At 63.1% G+C, this 16,322-nt stretch carries 16 protein-coding genes; 11 read left to right on the forward strand and 5 right to left on the reverse strand.

What is annotated here, in order from left to right:
• Positions 1–43 precede the first annotated feature (43 nt).
• The 11 genes from EI545_RS12465 (at position 44) to EI545_RS12515 (ending at position 9,410) form a co-directional block, all read left to right on the forward strand.
• The gene (locus EI545_RS12465; protein WP_125325770.1) at positions 44–940 is read left to right on the forward strand and encodes a LysR family transcriptional regulator; all 897 of its coding nucleotides are present in this window, start codon (positions 44–46) and stop codon (positions 938–940) included.
• Positions 941–1,084: 144 nt separating this feature from the next.
• Complete coding sequence (locus EI545_RS12470) at positions 1,085–2,212, forward strand: BMP family ABC transporter substrate-binding protein (RefSeq protein ID WP_125325771.1); 1,128 nt, start codon at positions 1,085–1,087, stop codon at positions 2,210–2,212.
• 23 nt (positions 2,213–2,235) lie between these two features.
• The gene (locus EI545_RS12475) at positions 2,236–3,318 is read left to right on the forward strand and encodes an ABC transporter permease (protein WP_125325772.1); all 1,083 of its coding nucleotides are present in this window, start codon (positions 2,236–2,238) and stop codon (positions 3,316–3,318) included.
• Positions 3,318–4,244 (forward strand): ABC transporter permease, encoded by a 927-nt coding sequence (locus tag EI545_RS12480; RefSeq protein WP_125325773.1) that lies wholly within the window; start codon positions 3,318–3,320, stop codon positions 4,242–4,244. The genes EI545_RS12475 and EI545_RS12480 overlap by 1 nt, the downstream gene beginning before the upstream one ends.
• Positions 4,245–4,253: 9 nt before the next feature.
• The gene (locus EI545_RS12485; protein ID WP_125325774.1) at positions 4,254–5,270 is read left to right on the forward strand and encodes a formamidase; all 1,017 of its coding nucleotides are present in this window, start codon (positions 4,254–4,256) and stop codon (positions 5,268–5,270) included.
• On the forward strand, positions 5,267–5,944 hold the full coding sequence (biuH, locus tag EI545_RS12490) for a biuret amidohydrolase (RefSeq protein WP_125325775.1): 678 nt from the start codon (positions 5,267–5,269) through the stop codon (positions 5,942–5,944). The genes EI545_RS12485 and biuH overlap by 4 nt, the downstream gene beginning before the upstream one ends.
• Entirely contained in the window at positions 5,941–7,473 is a 1,533-nt protein-coding gene (locus EI545_RS12495; protein WP_125325776.1) for an ABC transporter ATP-binding protein, read from the forward strand. Before biuH ends, EI545_RS12495 begins: the two co-directional genes overlap by 4 nt.
• A complete protein-coding gene (locus EI545_RS12500; protein WP_125325777.1) occupies positions 7,473–8,138 on the forward strand; it encodes a cysteine hydrolase family protein in 666 nt (221 codons plus the stop codon). Before EI545_RS12495 ends, EI545_RS12500 begins: the two co-directional genes overlap by 1 nt.
• Positions 8,131–8,463, forward strand: coding sequence for a cupin domain-containing protein (locus tag EI545_RS12505; RefSeq protein WP_125325778.1), 333 nt, complete (start codon positions 8,131–8,133; stop codon positions 8,461–8,463). The genes EI545_RS12500 and EI545_RS12505 overlap by 8 nt, the downstream gene beginning before the upstream one ends.
• A gap of 140 nt (positions 8,464–8,603) precedes the next feature.
• The gene (locus EI545_RS12510) at positions 8,604–9,059 is read left to right on the forward strand and encodes a DUF6484 domain-containing protein (RefSeq protein ID WP_245989985.1); all 456 of its coding nucleotides are present in this window, start codon (positions 8,604–8,606) and stop codon (positions 9,057–9,059) included.
• Between the two features lie 3 nt (positions 9,060–9,062).
• Entirely contained in the window at positions 9,063–9,410 is a 348-nt protein-coding gene (locus tag EI545_RS12515; protein WP_125325779.1) for a hypothetical protein, read from the forward strand.
• Between the two features lie 5 nt (positions 9,411–9,415).
• On the opposite strand, the gene EI545_RS12520 is transcribed toward EI545_RS12515, so the two are convergent.
• Genes EI545_RS12520 through tssH form a run of 5 tightly spaced genes read right to left on the reverse strand, consistent with a single transcriptional unit; the run spans position 9,416 to position 16,271 of the window.
• Positions 9,416–10,360, reverse strand: a complete 945-nt coding sequence (locus EI545_RS12520; protein ID WP_125325780.1) for a hypothetical protein — start codon at positions 10,358–10,360, stop codon at positions 9,416–9,418.
• A gap of 4 nt (positions 10,361–10,364) precedes the next feature.
• Positions 10,365–11,375, reverse strand: a complete 1,011-nt coding sequence (locus EI545_RS12525; RefSeq protein WP_125325781.1) for a DUF4150 domain-containing protein — start codon at positions 11,373–11,375, stop codon at positions 10,365–10,367.
• Positions 11,375–12,421 (reverse strand): 3-oxoacyl-ACP synthase, encoded by a 1,047-nt coding sequence (locus EI545_RS12530; RefSeq protein WP_125325782.1) that lies wholly within the window; start codon positions 12,419–12,421, stop codon positions 11,375–11,377. Before EI545_RS12530 ends, EI545_RS12525 begins: the two co-directional genes overlap by 1 nt.
• On the reverse strand, positions 12,418–13,515 hold the full coding sequence (locus EI545_RS12535) for a DUF2169 family type VI secretion system accessory protein (protein ID WP_125325783.1): 1,098 nt from the start codon (positions 13,513–13,515) through the stop codon (positions 12,418–12,420). The genes EI545_RS12530 and EI545_RS12535 overlap by 4 nt, the downstream gene beginning before the upstream one ends.
• A 17-nt stretch (positions 13,516–13,532) precedes the next feature.
• Entirely contained in the window at positions 13,533–16,271 is a 2,739-nt protein-coding gene (gene tssH, locus EI545_RS12540; protein ID WP_125325784.1) for a type VI secretion system ATPase TssH, read from the reverse strand.
• Positions 16,272–16,322 lie beyond the last annotated feature (51 nt).

The following is a 16,322-nucleotide window of genomic DNA, read 5'->3' on the forward strand; positions in this document are numbered from 1 at the left end:
AAAATGCATCGCAGCTTACGGTGAGCGCTGGGGTCGGGGCACGATGAAGCATTTGCAGGATTTTGCCTATATCGAGGCGGTGATGCGGGCGGGGTCGATCCGCAAGGCGGCAGATGACATGAACATCACCGCCTCGGCGCTGAACCGGCGAATCCAGCGGTTTGAAGAGGAGTTTGGCTCTGAGATTTTCGAGCGTCTCCCGCGCGGTGTGCGGCTGAACCCGGCAGGCGAGCTTTTGGTCCAGCATTTCCGCGCGCAGGTGTCGGACCTGCGGCGGGTGCAAAGCCAGGTTGCCGATCTGTCGGGCATCCGGCGCGGGCACGTGTCCGTGGCATGTTCGCAGGCCTTGATCCCCTACTTCATGCCGGACCAGATCGCCCGCTATCGCGAAAGCCACCCGGGAGTCACCTTCTCCGTCAGCGTCCGCGACCGTGAAGCCGCCGAACGTGATCTGAGCACGTTTCGCAGCGACATCGCCCTGGTTTTCGAACCCGTGCTGCTGGTGGACTTCGAAGTGTTGATGTCGGTCCCCCAGACGATCCACGCCCTGATGCGTGACGACCATCCGCTGGCCGGGCAACCCGAGTTGCGCTTGCGTGACTGTCTTGACCATCCCCATGTGGTGCCAAGCCGGCAGTACGGCGTGCGCTATCTTCTGGACACGGCCGCCGCGCGCGGGTCGCGTGCCATCGCGCCTGTGGTCGAAGCGGATTCCTTCGATTTCATGCGCCACTATGTGCTGCACGAAAATGCACTCGCCTTTCAGATTCCGATCGGGCTGCAGCTTTGGCCCGGCTCTGGCCTGACGTCGCGACCATTGTCTGGCCGCGATGTGCCTGCCGGGAACTTGCTGCTTGGCCAGATGCGTGGTCGGACGCTGCCCGTCGCCTCGGCCCGCTTCGCGCAAAGCCTTCGGCTGGCACTTCAGGCAATGACCTGAGGCCAGACGACAACCGCTGCATTTTTTGCACCACTCTTGCAAAAAAATAGCAGACGTCAGAAGCGATGAATCATCCTAGCCTTCCTGTCAGGACCAAATCCCGATGGCCGCAGCAGGCCGGACAGCGCTGACAGGAGCGAACCTATGAAAGCTTTCAACACCTTAACTCGCCGTCGATTTCTTGGGTCGTCCGCCGCGCTGGCAGGCGCTTCGGCCATGGGCGGTGTGCTGGGGGCCGGATCAGCCTTGGCGCAAACGCCATTGACCGTCGGGTTCATCTACGTCGGTCCGAAGGACGATTTCGGCTACAACCAAGCCCATGCTGAGGGTGCGGCAGCTGTAAAGGCCATGCCCGGTGTGACGGTTCTGGAAGAGGAAAACGTCCCCGAATCCGTCGATGTCCAGAACACCATGGAGTCGATGATCAACTTCGATGGCGCGACGCTGATCTTCCCAACCTCATTCGGCTACTTCAACCCCCACATCCTGGAGCTTGCGCCAAAGTTCCCGAACGTGCGCTTTCAGCACGCCGGGGGGCTTTGGACGCCGGAAAACCCGGCCAACATCGGGTCTTACTTCGGCTATATCGGGATGGGGCAATATCTGAACGGCGTCGCCGCCGGACATGCCAGCGTCACCAAGAAGATCGGCTTTGTCGCGGCAAAGCCGATTCCGCAGGTGGTGAACAACATCAACTCGTTCCTTCTTGGCGCGCGGTCGGTGGACCCCTCGATCACCTGTCAGGTGATCTTCACCGGAGAATGGTCGCTGGCCGTGAAAGAGGCCGAGGCGACGAATGCGCTGTGCGATCAGGGCTGCGATGTCATCACCTGCCATGTCGACGGGCCCAAGGTCGTTTGCGAAACCGCTGCCGGTCGCGGTGCCTTTGTCTGCGGCTATCACGCCGACCAGACCGCGCTGGCGGGTGACAAGTATCTGACCGGGGCCGAATGGAACTGGGCTGGCGTCTACACCGGCATGATCGAAACCGTGCAGGCCGGTGGCACCATCGACAACTTCGTGCGCGGTGGTCTGGCCGAGAACTTCATCAAGATGAGCCCGCTTGGTCCCGCCGTTTCCGATGCAGGCCGCGCCCAGTTCGAAGCAACCAAGGCCGAGATCATGGCAGGTGGCTTTGCCGCCTACAAAGGCCCGCTGAAGGACAATACCGGCGCCGAGGTCGTGCCTGCCGGCACCGCCATGGTTGAAACGGACGTGGCGATCGAAAGCATCGGCTATCTGGTCGAAGGCGTCATCGGTTCCACGAGCTGAGCGTGACCAACGAGGCGCAACCCATGCCGCGTCTGCTACGGGCACCGGCACTGTCGGTGGTCGTGCCCCGGTCCGAGGGCCTGTTGATCCCGCTGGCGGCATTGCTGGCGGGGTCGTTGGCCTTCAGTCTGTTTCTGCTGATGGTGGGAAAATCACCGCTCGCCTTCTTCGGGCTGGTGTGGACGGCTGGCTTCAGCACGGCGTTCTCCTGGCAGAACACACTGTCACAAGTCTCCCCCCTCATGTTTGCAGCTTTGTGTGTAGCCTTGCCCGCACGTTTGGGTCTGGTTGTAATCGGCGGCGAGGGGGCGATCGTCCTTGGGGGGCTGGCCGCAGCGGTGGCAGGTACGGTTGCGGTGGGCTGGTCGCCCACGATGGGTCTTGGGTTGATGGCCCTGTCGGCGATGGCGATTGGTGGCGGCTGGATCGCCACCGTCGGCGCGCTGCGGATCAAGCGCGGGGTGAATGAGACCATCGCCTCGCTCTTGATGGCCTATATCGCCATCGCGCTGTTCAACCATCTGGTCGAAGGTCCGTTCCGCGATCCCGCAAGCCTGAACAAGCCGTCAACCCTGCCGCTGGCCGAAAGCCTGCGCGTGGGGGAAATGCCGTTCATTTCCGCCCATTGGGGGGTGCTGGTCGGCATCGTCGCCTGCATCGCCTGCTGGGTGCTGATCGAGAGGACGACCCTTGGCTTTGCCGCGCGTATCGCGGGCGACAACCTGCGTGCAGCGCAGGTGCAGGGCCTGCCCGTCGGAAAGCTGGTGATCGGATTCACCGCGCTTGGCGGGGCCTTTGCCGGGCTGGCCGGGTTCTTCGAGGTTGCCGCCGTGCATGGTTCGGCCAACGGGTCGCTGATCGCGGGCTATGGTTATACCGGCATCCTGGTGGCCTTCCTTGCGCGGCACAATCCGCTGGCCATCATTCCGGTGGCAATCCTGCTTGGCGGTTTTGCCGCCTCCAGCGGGTTGATCCAGCGCCGGATGGACCTGCCGGACGCCACGATCCTGGTGTTTCAGGGGATGATCTTCGTGGCGATCCTGCTGTCTGAAACCGCCTATGGCCGGTTCAGGATCTTCACCCCCGCCTATTGGGAGGGCCGCTGATGGACCCCGTAGATATCGGCCTTTGGGGTGTGCCGCTGGCAATCCTTGCCGGAGCGATCCGCGTCTCGACCCCGTTTCTGTTCGTCTCGCTCGGCGAATGCCTGACGGAACGGTCGGGCCGCATCAACCTTGGGCTGGAAGGCACGCTGATCTTTGGCGCGATGTCGGGCTATGCCATCGCCTATGAAACGGGGTCGCCGTTTCTGGGCGTGGCTGCCGCCGCATTGGCCGGTGTGGTGTTCGGTCTGTTCCACGGCTGGGTCTGCAAGTTCAAGGGCGTGAACGACATTGCCATCGGCATTGCGCTGATGCTGCTTGGCACCGGGCTCGCGTTCTTTTTCGGCAAGCCCTACATCCAGCCTGTCGCGCCAAAGCTGCCATCCATTTCGCTTGGGGGCTGGTCGGATGTGCCACAGGTTCAGGCCGCGTTGCAGGTCAACGTGCTGTTCCTTTTTGGCGCGGTCCTTGCGGTTTTCCTGTGGTGGATGTTCCGCGCCACCCGCGTCGGTCTGGTGATCCGCGTTGTGGGCGACAGTTCCGATGCCGCCCGCGCCATGGGCCTGAACGCCGACCGCGTGCGGCTGTTGTCCACCGCGGCGGGGGGGGCCTTCGCCGGAATCGCGGGGGCTTACCTGTCGCTCTACTACCCCGGCAGCTGGAATGAGGGGGTGTCCTCCGGTCAGGGGCTGATGGCCGTGGCGCTGGTGATCTTTGCCCGCTGGAACCCGATCAACTGCTTTTGGGCCGCCCTTTTGTTCGGCGGGGCCGGGGCGCTTGGTCCGGCGCTGCAATCGGTCGGGGTGTCCGAAGGATACTACCTGTTCTTCGCGGCCCCTTACGTTCTGACACTGGGGCTGTTGATCGCAACATCCTCGCCAGAGCGGGCGATGCAGGGCGCCCCCGCCGAATTAAGCATTACGAAATAGGAGAGCAGAATGAACGGGTTGGGCGGGCTGAACAAATCGGACAATGGCGTCGTCATCGGCCTTGTGCAGCTGCAACTGCCTGTCACCGTTACCCCAGCCGACCTTGCCCGCCAGACCGCGCGCGTGGTGGAACTGGTCGCCAAGGCGCGACGGAACATGGCGACGATGGATCTGGTCGTGTTCCCCGAATACATGCTGCACGGCCTGTCAATGGACACCAACCCCGCCATCATGTGCCGGATGGACGGACCCGAGGTCGCCGCGCTGAAGCAAGCCTGCATCGACAACGCGATCTGGGGCTGCTTTTCGATCATGGAGCATAACCCCGGCGGTAACCCCTACAACACTGGCCTCATCATCGACGACAAGGGCGAGGTGCAGCTTTACTATCGCAAGATGCATCCTTGGGTGCCGGTTGAACCGTGGGAGCCGGGCAATACTGGCATTCCCATCTGCACCGGGCCGAAGGGTGCCAAGATCGGCCTTATCATTTGCCATGACGGCATGTTCCCAGAGATGGCGCACGAAGCCGCCTACAAGGGCGCCGAAATCATGATCCGCACCGCAGGCTACACCGCGCCGATCCGGCAAAGCTGGCGGTTTACCAACCAGTCCAACAGCTTTTGCAACCTGATGGTCACGGCCAATGTCTGCATGTGCGGTTCGGACGGCACCTTCGACAGCATGGGCGAAGGCATGATCGTCAACTTTGACGGCAGCGTCATCGCCCACGGCACCAGCGGTCGGGTGGACGAAATCATCACCGCCGAGGTTCGCCCCGACCTTGTGCGTGAGGCGCGGGCTGGTTGGGGGGTGGAAAACAACCCCTACCAGTTCGGCCATCGCGGCTATGTTGCGGTCAAGGGCGGGGCGCAGGATTGCCCCTATACCTACATGACCGACCTTGCCGCAGGCGCTTACCGGCTGCCATGGGAGGATACCGTCCGTGTCACCGACGGCACGAGCTGTGGCTTCCCCGCGCCCACTCGCCTTTTCGGTGAAACCACACAGGAGGCCGCCGAATGACCACCATTGCCAGCCAACCCTACGCCTGGCCCTGGAACGGCGACCTGCGGCCCGACAACACCGCGCTGATCATCATCGACATGCAGACCGATTTCTGCGGCCCCGGCGGTTATGTCGATGCGATGGGCTATGACCTGTCGCTGACTCGCGCGCCGATCGAACCCATCAAGGCAGTCCTTTCGGCGATGCGTGCCAAGGGCTACACCATCATCCATACTCGCGAAGGCCACCGGCCCGACCTCTCTGATCTGCCGGCGAACAAGCGCTGGCGGTCGCAACAGATTGGCGCGGGGATCGGTGACCCAGGCCCTTGCGGCAAGATCCTGATCCGCGGCGAAGCCGGGTGGGACATCATCCCCGACCTGTATCCTGCGCCGGGAGAGATCATCATCGACAAGCCCGGCAAGGGGTCTTTCTGTGCCACCGATCTGGAAATGATCCTGCGCACCAAGGGCATTGCGAACATCATCCTGACCGGGATCACCACGGACGTTTGCGTCCACACGACGATGCGTGAGGCGAACGACCGGGGCTTCGAATGCGTGATCCTGTCCGACTGCTGCGGGGCGACCGACAAGGGTAACCATGATGCTGCGCTCAAGATGGTCCTGATGCAGGGCGGCGTGTTCGGCGCAGTCTCGGACAGCGCGTCGCTGATTGCGGCATTGCCATGAGCAGGCCAGCAAGAACCCCGCACGGCGCCTTCAGCGTCGAGGCGATCAACATGACCATGCGCTTTGGCGATTTTACCGCGCTGGATGACGTGTCAATCAAGATCGAGGCTGGCAGCTTCCATGCCCTTCTGGGCGAAAATGGCGCGGGCAAATCCACCATCGTCAAGGCGATCATGGGGTTTTATCGCGCAACCGCTGGCACCGTGCTTGTCGCGGGCCGCGAGGTCGAGATGACGGACCCGAAAGTGGCGCAGGGTCTGGGTCTTGGCATGGTCTACCAGCACTTCACGCTGGTCCCCTCCCTGACGGCTGCGGAAAATCTGGTGATCAGCCGCGCTGACACGCCTGCGGTGATCAACTGGAAGGCCGAAGGCGCCGCGATTGAGGCCTTCATGGCGCGGATGCCCTTTTCCGTGCCGCTGGACCAACCCGTCAACCGTCTTGCCGCCGGAGAGAAGCAGAAACTTGAGATCCTCAAGCAGCTTTACCTTGGCCACCGCTTCCTGATCCTGGACGAGCCGACATCGGTTCTTACCCCGGCCGAAGCCGACGAAGTGCTGGGCCACGTCCGCGCGCTGACCCAGGCGGGCGAGGTGACGGTTCTGATGATCACCCACAAGTTCCGCGAGGTCACCGCCTTCGCCGATGAACTGACCGTCCTGCGTCGCGGCAAACGGGTTGGCGGCGGCAAGGTGTCCGACCTTACGCCGGCCGACATGGCCAGCATGATGATGGGCGAGGCTCCGAAACCCTCAAACCGTCAGCGCACGGTCACGGCAGGCAAGGTGGTTCTGCAGATCGACGGCGTCCGGGCGTTGGACCGTTCCGGCCTGAAAACCATCGCAATCGATGGTGTGTCCTTGCGGGCGGGCGAAATTCTGGGGGTCGCCGGGGTGTCCGGCAACGGCCAGATGGAGCTGATGGAAATCCTGACCGGCCAGCGCCAATTGAGCAGCGGCAAGATCATCCTGAATGGCACGACCTACACCGCCACGCGCACCGAAGCCAAACAGCACAAGGTCCGCTATCTGCCCGAAGAACCCTTGCGCAACGCCTGCGCCCCGCGGATGAGCGTGGCGGAAAACCTTGCCTTCCGCAGCTTTGACGAAACCGACTTGGCCAAACCGGCCTTCTGGAAAAGCAACTCGGCGATTGCCCGCAATGCCGCCGCGCTGATTGCCGCCTTCAACGTCAAGACCTCCAGCCTCGCCGCCCGGATTTCCTCGCTGTCGGGCGGCAACGTGCAGCGCGCGGTTCTGGCGCGTGAACTGACCGGGGATGTCGAGGTGCTGATCGTGTCCAACCCCTGTTTCGGTCTGGATTTCGCCGCCGTATCCGCCATCCGCGACCGTCTGGTCGAGGCACGGAACCGCGGTGTCGCCATCTTGCTGATCAGCGAGGATCTGGACGAGATCATGGAGCTTTCCGATCGGATCATCGTGATGTCTGAAGGCCAGATCGCCTTTGAGACCCCCATCGCGACCGCGAATGTCGCCGAGATTGGCCACCATATGGCGGGACATGCCTGATGCCAGTTATCCACGCCCGGCCCTTCGATTTCACCTTTGAACGCGCGACCATCGGCCTTGTCGTGATCGACATGCAACGCGATTTCATCGAACCGGGCGGCTTTGGTGCCTCGCTTGGCAATGATGTCAGCCTGCTGCAGGCCATCATCCCCACGACGCGCCGCCTGATCCAAGGATTTCGGGACGCGGGCTTGCCGGTGATCCACACTCGCGAATGTCACCGGCCTGACCTGTCAGACCTTCCGCCCGCCAAACGCGACCGGGGTAGCCCCAGCATGCGGATCGGGGATCCGGGGCCGATGGGCCGCATCCTGATTGCGGGTGAGCCGGGGGCGGACATCATTCCCGAGCTGGCACCCCTGCCCGGCGAATATGTCATCGACAAACCCGGTAAAGGTGCGTTCTACGGCACTGATTTCGGGGGCCATTTGCAACGGCTGGCCCTGCGCCAGCTGGTCTTTGCCGGGGTCACCACCGAAGTCTGCGTCCAGACCACCATGCGCGAAGCCAATGATCGCGGCTATGACGGGTTGCTGGCGACCGACGCCACCGAAAGCTATTTCCCCGCCTTCCGCGACGCCGCGATCGAGATGATCGTGGCCCAAGGCGGCATCGTCGGCTGGGCTGCCCCCACCGATGCCATTCTGGAGGCCCTGAATGCCTGACCCCAAATCCATAGCCAGCCTTCTGCCGCATGGCTGGGATCAGATGCCGTTCGAACACTTTCGGGAAGGTGTCGAGATTTGCCGCCTTTGGCAGGGCAGTCCGGACGTCGCATTGCTGCGCTATGCTCCGGGCGCCACGGTCCCGCGCCATCGCCACGGGGGGTTGGAAACCATACTGGTCCTCTCCGGCACGCAAAGCGACGATGCGGGCGACTATGAAAAGGGCACCATCGTTTTCAACCCCGCAGGGTCTGAACACCGGGTCTGGTCAGACCGCGGCTGCGTGGTTCTGATCCAGTGGGAGCGGCCGGTAGAGTTTGTCTGACCGAAGCGGGCGCCTCGCCTGAGCTTGCCAGTTGTTCCCGCCATCCTTGCATCGGGCAAGAGAGTTCCCCTGCGGCAAAATCCGTCGATCTTGGGCCGTAAAGCGTGTAGGGTAGGCTTATTGATTCAGGAATATTTGCCATGATCACCGATAAAGGAACGCTGGAGGCCAGGGGCTCTGTTGGCCAGATGGGGGACGGTGTCGTGATCGGCATGGTCCTTGGGTTTCAGGATGCCGTGCCACTGGTCGTCTTTCCGGGCAATGCGCAGGACACGGCGATTCCTGCTCGCAGCCTTGCGCGGCTCGACTCTGGCGATCTTGGGGCTGAAGTGGCACTGCTGTTTGAAGATGGTGACTGCGCCCGCCCGCTGATCGTGGGCAAGCTGGTGGAACCCCAGCGCCCCGCCGCCGGTTCAGTGGTTGTCGCGGATGGCCAGATGCTGCGGCTGGTAGCGAAGGAACGGATCGAGTTGCGGGTCGGCAAGGCCAGCCTGATCCTTGAGGCTGACGGCCACATCACCCTGCGCGGCACCGACCTTGTCAGCCACGCCTCGCGGTCCAACCGGATCCGGGGCGGCTCGGTCAACCTGAACTGACCTGTGTCCGCTCCGGTCCTGCCCCACATCCTGCGCCAGCACGCCGAGCAGGCGGCCTTCCTCTGGACGGTCTACGACCGCGCGCGCCTGTTCCCGGATGAAAACCCTGAGATGGACGAGCTACGCATCAGCCGCCTGCTGGAACGGTTGGAGGCGCATCTGGACGGCCTGCGGATCGCGGGTGCGGAAGGGGTGAAGCTGGCAGAAGAGCGGTTTGCGGAATACCCGGAGGCAGGCGAGTTGTTCGTCATCCGCATGCTGCAGCCGGGGGCCGAGGGCATGCGAGTGGCGGGGTTGGACCTCGGCAAGGTGCGGGAGTATCTGGGGGAGAGGTTGGGGGGCACCCGATAGGTGGTTCAGCCCCCGAACTGGGCCATGTCCAGACGGCTTAGAAAGATGTTGCCATCATAGCCAAGCTCGAAACCCGACCAATTCTCTCCATCGAAAACGAACACCTCTTTCCAACCGGCTATGACCAACAGGTCTTCCGAGCTGTGCATCCTGAATCCTTGACCGATCGCGCGGAAAGGTTCGATCCGGTCGCCCCGTTGGATGGACAGGCCAAAATTGGCATCGCTCCAATAGCGCTGGCCCTTGAACTCGGCGATACCCATGAAGCTGTGCCCCTCGTTCACAAGCGGGATCAGTTCCATGTCGCGGATTTCGTAGCACTGACCTTCGAAACCGGCGAGGTAGATGCTGTTGTCTGCGCCGATGTAGATGTCGTTGAAATTGGCTTGAACGGGAAGCTCAAGCGCTATCCACTGGCGCCCGTCAAGCCTAAGAAGCTCCCCTCGGCTGCCGCAGGCGTGGATAGTGTCGACAGATCGGCCGTGAACCGACTTGATGTAGCTCTCTTGATAAGGCGCAAGCGCCATCCATTCGGCGGATTCGCGCATGTAGGCGATACCACGATTGCCGAAGACGTAATGGTGGCGGTCATCCAGGGACCAGATGCGACGCAGCATACTGGGCTTCAGGATGGTCTGGCGGTCGCCCTCGGGCTGAAGCTCATGAATGATGCCGCCAAGTTCCAGCACAAGGTGGCGATCCGGTGCGACGCTGGAATGCGATTTGATCGAATCCTCGATGCGCAGGCGGATCTCGAAGGTCAGCGACGCGCCGAACCGCACGTCCAGCAGGAACGAGCGGGCAAATTCGCTGCGGTCATTACTCAACTCGAAGCTGGCGCTGAAGTGGTCTCCGCCAAGGTGAAAGGCCTCGATGGTTTCGATGTCGACATCTTCGGGCGCAAGGGCGTCAATCGGCCAGCCGCCGGGAGGAGTGGCTTTGGTGACCATCGGGCTATGTCCTTATCTTGACGGTCTTGATTTCATCGACTGTCGGTTGCCGCATCTTTCCTGTCTGGGCATCTTTCACAGGTTGGGCCGACGCGGCCAGATAGGAAAGAATGATCAGCGTAAGGCAATCGAGTGCATCCTTCTTGGTCTTGTCGTCCTTGCCCTGCAGCGCCTCGTGATGTTCGCCCACAGCCTCCATGGTCTTTTCGCAAGCCTTACCAACGGTCGGCTGCGGGTTTTCGTTGTCGGCCAGGAATTCCCGCATGTCTGCCGTCTTTTCGTAATGCGGCGTGTTCTTCTTCGAACCTTCGCCGCGCTTGCCGAACCCGTCGGCCTCCTTGTGCCGCGAGGTCATGCAGACGCACGGGGCCTGGTCAACGTCATATTTGGGGAAATTCTTGTAGTTCGGGCCGCCGCGCGCCTTTTGCAGCATCTGGTTCTCAAAGAAATGCTCGGATTCCTTGACCGGCTTCTTGCCTGCCGCCTTTTCTTCAGCTGTCGTGCAATCGCTTTTGGCATGCGTGTGCACCGGCATCCCGATCTTTTCCAGCAATGCGGCACAGTCGAAAACGTCAGTGCCAGGTTTGCAAATCTCCGGCCACGGCCCGGTATTTCCAATTGGCGACGCATGGTTGTGCGTCGCCAGATCACTGAACCGTATCACCGGCTCGCCTTCAAACTTCACGTCTGTAGACCAGCTGTTAAAGTACTTCTTGCCGGTGTTCTTCGAGGTGATGATACCCTTTTTTGCCGCGCACCCGGCCTCGGTGCCGGAAGTCTTCTTTTCGTCCGACTTGTTCTTGATGTTCACGATCTCGCCGGAAATCAGCACCGTTGCCGTGCCGCTTTCCGTATCCGACGCCATCCCGAAGCTGGGATAGGGGATCGGCACGCCCGGTGGGGTTGCCGGGTTTTCGGGCGGGGTGAAGCACACGTCGGGCATGGCGGCGATGGTTTGTGCCTGCACGGCCTTGCCTGAAATCTCCAACCCGTTGGCGAAGACATTGCCGCCCATCACGCGGCCCTCCGCGCGGCGTGGAAGACGGCTGCCCCACAGGCGCCGTCGTCGCCGGAGCCTTCCATCAGCGCGGGGCTGCCGGGGGCGTAGCCGCGTGCCTCGGCGGTCATCAGTTGGGCCAGCATCACCGGCACTACGGCGGCACCGATGTTGCCAAGGTTCTCGGCCGGGCTCCACAGGTCCTGAAACGGGGTGCGGCCGCGTTCAAGGCGCAGGCTGGCAAGCGTGGCCTGCTTGAAGAAGAACTGCTCTCCGATCAGGTCGGAAATGCGATATTCGACATGCGCCAGATCGACATGCGCTTCGTCCATCGCAATCTGGTAGGCCCGCGTCATCCCATCCCCGCGAAGCGGCAGATCCAGACCATCCTCACCAGCGGCGTTGTAGATATGCGCAACCTCTCGGGCCAGGCCGAGCCCGGTTAGACGCAGAGGCCCCGGGGTGGCGGTGCACAGAATGGCAGCGGCCGCTTCGCCGGGAACGAACCCGTTGGCGTTGCCGGGGCCAAGCAGGCGGTTCTGGCCAAGGTAGTAGGCCACGGATTGCGCGGTCAGATAGCTGTCGAGGCCAAGGATGATGACCGGGTCTTCCCCGGCGGCAACAAGGCGGCGGGCGCGGTCCAGCGCCACGAACCCCGACGGGCGACCATGCGCGATGATCTGCAGCCGGGGGGCGGGGATCTGCAGGATCTCGGCCAGCAAACCGGCCAGAACGGCGGGGTCTGGAACCGGGCGGCCGGGGCGGCCCTCTTCGGCGAGGCACAGAAGGATCGGCACGCCTGCCATCCCGGATGCCAATCCCTCGGGCTTCTGGCGGTGCAGGTCCGCCAAGGCGCCCGCCGCCAGATGCGCCATCCGCTTGACGCCGATCCAGTTGCGCGGCAACGGCACCGCCCCGCCGATCAGCCATTCCCCGTCCGGCCCCATGAAGCGCGTCTCGGCAAATCCGTCCAGCCGCCCGCGCATCGCGGCACAGGATGAGGCCGCGTCAAGGCCCACGCAGGTGACCATGCCGGCAGCCTGAATATGGAGTGGGAAAGTCATTCGACCGCCTCGGGCGCGCGGGTGGCGGGATCAAGGGTCAGGTAGGACTTGCCAGCGTCGCGCGCGCGGATCAGGCCACGGGACGGCGGTCCAACCCAAGCCTCGGAAAACTCGGTGATGATGCGGTGGATGCGCGTGTCGCAGCGCCATGTCAGGGTGAACTGGCGGGCCTCGCAGTCAAAGGCGAGGGTGTCGGGGCGCAGGGTGGTTTGAAGCGCAACGCTGCGGCCACGGAAGATGGTGACGGGCAAAGATGTCTCCGGCAGGCGGAACTCTTCGCGGCCTTGTGGCGTCATTCCGACGATCACGACGGGCGTCCCCGATGCCGGAGGGGCGATCTGCTGGTCGGGGGGCGCGCATTGGTAGTAGCGCTCGTCAAAGTCGGGTGGCAGGAACGGAAAGATGTTGTCCTTCCAGTTGTCGTCATAAGTGCCGGCATAGCGCAGGCGGGTCGGAAACACGCGCGGGATCGGGCCAAGCGCCATGGGTCGATGCGCCCCGAAGGGCGAGGTGACGGGGTCATCGACCGCCTCGGTCAGGGGCAGGTCAAGCCCGTCGACGCGCGACCCGGCGCGGACGGTCGCAAAGCCCAGGCCATAGGGATTGTCGGCATAGACGGGGGGGCTTTTCTCATCGGTGCGACTGCGGTCAGGGCCGCCGAAGGCGGTATCATAGCCGAAGGCGAGGTGGGTGAACGGAAACGGTCGGGTTGCCGTTATCGAAGGGCCAAGCGTGCGCCATTGCCGGGGGCCGACGACATCGAACTGCTTGGTCCAGTCACCGACCCTGAGGCCGACGCGAACCCGTTCCGCCGGTTTGCCGCCCGGCGCGTAGGCGGCCCCTTGCGCCACCACATCGCAGGCCGATTTTCGAAAGGCAAAGTCGGTTTCCCACTGCGGCGCGCTGAACCCGGGCGCGCCGATGTATTCATCGGCCATGATCAGCGGGCGCTGCACCTTGGCCTTTAGCGGCACCCCGCCCGGGGCCGGAAAGTCGAAGGTGGCCTTGATGACCAGCGACAGAAACTCACGCCCTTCCGCGTCCATCCCCATGGTGAACTGGCACGGATAGCGGGTGGAGGTGCGGATCAGCATCGCCTATGCGCCCAAAGCTATTCGAAACTGTAGGCAAAGCCCTCGGGCGTGCCGGTAACGGTGACCTTCGTCAAAGGCGTGCCCTCCAGCTTGCGGTTCAGCACTTGTCGCGACAGTTCGGGCAGCAAGGTGTTGGTCAGGATGGCATCAATCATCCGCCCACCGCTTTCCAACTCGGTGCAGCGCGCCTTGATCTGGTCCATCACGCCTGCACCGATGACAAACTCGGCGTCGTGGCCTTTGGACAGACGTTTGGCAATGCCACGCAGCTTGTGCCCGGCGATCGCCTCGATCATCGCGTCGGACAGCGGGTAATAGGGGATGGAGACGATGCGGCCAAGAAGCGCCGCCGGGAAGGTCTTGAGCAAGGGCGCGCGCAGGCTGGAGGTGAGGGTTTCCAGATCAGCGGTGCCTTTGCCGTCATCGGTCAGCGCCATGATCTCATCTGACCCGACGTTGGTGGTCAGAAGGATCAGGCAGTTCTTGAAGTCGATCCGGCGGCCTTCGCTGTCATCCATCATGCCCTTGTCGAAGACCTGAAAGAAGATCTCGTGCACATCGGGATGGGCCTTTTCCACCTCGTCCAGCAGGACGACGGAATAGGGGCGGCGGCGGACGGCTTCGGTCAGGATGCCACCCTTGCCATAGCCGACATAGCCGGGTGGCGCGCCTTTCAGGGTGCTGACGGTGTGGGCTTCCTGAAACTCGCTCATGTTGATCGAGATCAGGTTCTGTTCGCCGCCGAACAGGGTTTCAGCTAGCGCCAGCGCGGTTTCGGTCTTGCCGACGCCGGATGGCCCGCAGAGCATGAAGACCCCCACGGGTTTTTCCGGCGCGCCAAGGCCGGCAAGGCTGGTCTGGATGCGGCTGGCGATCATGCCCATGGCGTGGTCCTGACCGACGACGCGCTTGGCGAGGATATCGGCGAGGGTTAGCGCCTGTTCGGCCTGGCTGGCAAGCATGCGGCCGGCGGGAATGCCGGTCCAGTCCTGCACGACTGAGCCGACGGCGATACGGTCGACCGAGGGCAGGATCAGCGGGCGTTCGCCTTGCAGGACGGCGAGGTCGGCGGTCTTGACCTGTAAGGTGGCCAGCGTTTCGGCGCGCTGGGCGGCGGTCATCTGGGCAGGGGCTGCGTCTTCTGGCGCCCCTTCGGCGGGCGCCTCGTCGGGTGCGTCGCCTTCGGCTCCGCCCTCCTCAGGGGGGGTGGTGTCATCGACGGGCAGGCCTTCGGCGCGCAGCTTTGCGCGCAGGTCAAGCACTTCGTCCACCAGCGCGCGTTCGCTGTCCCAGCGAACCCTTGCGGCCTCAAGGTCCGTGCGGACAGTCGCAAGCGCGCTTTCAACCTCGGCCTTGCGGTCGGTCACGTCGATGCCGACAGCGCCTTCGCGGTCGATGATGGCGGATTCCACCTCAAGCGACTGCAGGCGGCGTTCGATGTCTTCAACCTCAGCCGGGGTGGCGTGCTGCGACACGGCCACGCGGGCGCAGACGGTATCGAGAAGGCTGATCGCCTTGTCTGGCAACTGCCGGGCCGGGATATAGCGGTGCGACAGACGGACGGCGGCCTGGATCGCCTCATCCAGAATCTCGACCTTGTGGTGTTTCTCCAGCACTGCGGCCACACCGCGCACCATGCGAATGGCGGCATCCTCGCCCGGTTCCTCGACCTTGACCACCTGAAAGCGGCGGGTAAGTGCCGGGTCCTTTTCGATATGTTCCTTGTATTCGGCCCAAGTGGTGGCGGCGACGGTGCGAAGTTCCCCCCGCGCCAGCGCCGGTTTCAGAAGGTTCGCCGCATCGCCAGTGCCCGCCGCCCCGCCCGCGCCGATCAGGGTGTGCGCTTCGTCGATGAACAGGATGATCGGCTTGGGGCTGGACTGCACTTCGTCGATGACGGCTTTCAGACGCTTTTCAAACTCCCCCTTCACCGATGCCCCGGCCTGCATCAGCCCGATGTCCAGCATATGAAGGTCCACCGCCTGCAATTGCGGCGGCACGTCGCCGCGCGCCAGCCGCAGGGCAAAGCCTTCGACCACGGCGGTCTTGCCGACCCCGGCCTCACCGGTCAGGATCGGGTTGTTCTGGCGACGTCGCATCAGGATGTCGATGATCTGGCGGATTTCCATATCGCGGCCGATCACCGGATCGATCTTCCCGGCCTTTGCCCGTTCGGTCAGGTTGGTCGCATACTGAGCCAGCGCCGACTTGCCCTGCGGTTTCGCCGCCGGTTCCGCCGTGCTGACGGGGGCCGCGGTGGTTTCGACCGAGGCTTCCAGCAACCCGTCAAGCTGCGGCTCCAGACTGTCGGGGTCGATCTTGTCGAACTCCAGACTGATCTTCAGCATCAAACCTTCCAGAACCGGCACCTTCATCGCGGCCAGAAGGACGTGGGCCGACCGGACCTGATCTTCCTCCCGCTCCATCTTGCCGAAGGTCCAGGCTTCGCGGATCGCGTGGAAGATGTGGTCGGAAAACTCTTCCACCGCACCCGCGCCATGGGGCAGCTTGTCCAGCGCGCGCTGGATGTCACCCTCCAGCCTTGCGCCGTCGACACCAGCGGATTGGCACAGGATGTCGAAATCGCTCCGTTCGCTGCGCGACAGCGCTTCGATGAAATGCGCCAGTTCGACATATGGATTGCCGCGCGATTTCGCCGTTTGCGCTGCCGCAGAAAATGCGCGCAGGCATGTCTCGTTCAGTTTGCCGACAAGTTCCTTGCGCTTGACAGTCTCAGGCGAACCACGCTGAGCCATGGGGTCTACCCCTTCAAAAGATATGTGTTCAACGGATCATCAAAAAAAGGC

It is taken from the genome of Tabrizicola piscis, from assembly GCF_003940805.1.
Taxonomy (GTDB): domain Bacteria; phylum Pseudomonadota; class Alphaproteobacteria; order Rhodobacterales; family Rhodobacteraceae; genus Tabrizicola; species Tabrizicola piscis.